The following is a 1922-nucleotide window of genomic DNA, read 5'->3' on the forward strand; positions in this document are numbered from 1 at the left end:
GGAGGGGCGGTACGGGGAGGGGTCGGTGGGCGTGCCGGGTACGGCCGCGTGCAACGGGTTGACCTGCACGAAGTCGGCGCCCAGGGTGCGCCCGGCCCAGTTGGTCAGCTCGACGAGGTCGCCGAGGTCGCCCATGCCCCAGGAGCGGGCCGACAGCAGCGAGTAGAGCTGCACCAGCAGCCCGTACCCCCGGCCCGGCGGCTGCGGTACGCGGGCGGGGGCGACGATCAGGGTGCTGTGCGAGACCCGGCCGTCCCGGGCGCGGGCGCGCAGCCGGTGCACGCCCAGCGGCAGCCGCTCCCAGCGCGGGGTGCCGGAGACCTCGTCGCCGGACTCGGTGGTGACGGTCAGCTCGGCGCCCGGCGGCGGCGCGGCCAGGGCGGCGGGCAGCTCCGCCCCGCCGGCCGCCCTCACCCCGGCGCGGTCGTGGGCCCGCCCGGTCCGTTCCGGCGGCTGCCCGGCGCGCTCGGTGAACTGCCCGGCCCGCTCCGGCGGCGACACGGCGGGGCCCGCCGGCTGCTCCTGCCAGACGACGAGCACGGGCGGCAGCAGCCGGGCGGCCTCGGCGGCCTCGGCATCGGCCAGCGACGCCCGCACGGCCTCGGGGGTGGCGGCGTCGACGTCCAGGGCGGCGAGCACCTCGACCACCGTGGCGTCGGGGACCGGGACGGTGACGCCTGCCGACGGGGAGTACTCGGTGGCGACACCGTGCAGCGCGGCGAGCCGGGCTAGGGTCAATTCAGGCTCCTGGGGACTCCGGTCCGCCGGCCGCGGCGTAGGCGGTGGGCTCGCTGGTCAGCGGAGTGCTCTCGGTGTAGGCGGGTTCGCTGGTGAGCGGCGCGGCGTCGGCCAGCGGGGGCTCACTGGTGAGGGGGACCATCGGGGCGTGCGGGCCGGCCTCGGGGGCGGTGACGGCCTCGGGCATGGTGACGGCGGTGGCGCGGGCGCCGGCGGGGCGGTGGGAGTCCGGACCGGAGTGCGAGGTGTGCGCGACGACCCTTCGGGCACTCTGGTCCGGAACCTGTTTGGAGAGGGCCTGCTCGGACAGGGCGGAGAGCAGGAGCTGAGCGGACGCGGTCACGGTGGCCTCCGTTGTGGGGTGACGGTGGGACACAGCAGCCCTACCCCGTCGGCGGCAGACCATCCGCAGTTTGTCACGTGTGTCACAGCGGCGCCGCCGATGTCCGCAAGCCGCCGTCCGGGTGACCGGCCGCGATCCGCACCGGCGCCGCAGGACGTCCTGCGGCGGTCGGCATCCCACTGCCCGGCGGGCAAATACGACATGACGGTCACGCGCATTGACACCCTCGGCGACTCGGTGGTGGGCTCGCGACCGGCATGTCGCCGGGCTCGGACCCCCGGCCCGGCGCCCCGCCGACAGCCGGAGAGCCGGCCGGAACCCGGGCGGGCCCGGCCACCGGCCACGCTACTCGCCGCACAGGGAAAGACGAGGGAGACGCGCGTGGGGTTCGGGCGCATCGGCCGCGCACAGCGCGCCGGACGGACGGAGCACCCGCACGCGGCCGCCCAGGGCGACGCGCACGGCGGCGAGACGGACGGCCGTGCGGCGGACGGCCGGGAGGTAGGCCGGGCGGCGGACAGCCGTGGGGCAGGCGGGGCGGCGGATGGCCTTGCGGCGGACAGCCGGAAGGCGGACCGGACGGCGGACAGCCGGAAGGCGGACAGCCGTGGGGCAGGCGGGGCGGCGGACGGCCTTGCGGCAGGCCGGGCGACAGGCAGCCTTGCGGCGGGCCGGATGACGGACAGCCGTGCGGCGGACGGCCGTGCGGCGGACGCACGTGTGGCGGACCGGGCCGCCGGATCCGGCCGCCGGGGGCTGTGGCCGCCGGCCCCTCGGACGCGGACCGCGACGGCCGTCGCGCTGGCCGTGCTCGGCGGCCTGCTGACCACCGCCCCCGGGC

Annotated in this window: 2 protein-coding genes; both read right to left on the reverse strand. The window is 78.2% G+C overall.

Annotation, left to right across the window (positions count from 1 at the left end; all coding sequences use genetic code 11):
- Nucleotides 1-738 (reverse strand): 4-alpha-glucanotransferase (locus tag C6N75_RS27245; protein ID WP_181160642.1); only part of this gene is annotated, 738 nt, incomplete at its 3' end.
- Nucleotide 739: 1 nt separating this feature from the next.
- Nucleotides 740-1081 (reverse strand): hypothetical protein, encoded by a 342-nt coding sequence (locus tag C6N75_RS27250; protein WP_105871536.1) that lies wholly within the window; start codon nucleotides 1079-1081, stop codon nucleotides 740-742.
- Nucleotides 1082-1922 lie beyond the last annotated feature (841 nt).

Origin of the sequence: Streptomyces solincola (assembly GCF_002982015.1) — a bacterium.
GTDB classification, from domain to species: Bacteria; Actinomycetota; Actinomycetes; order Streptomycetales; family Streptomycetaceae; genus Streptomyces; species Streptomyces solincola.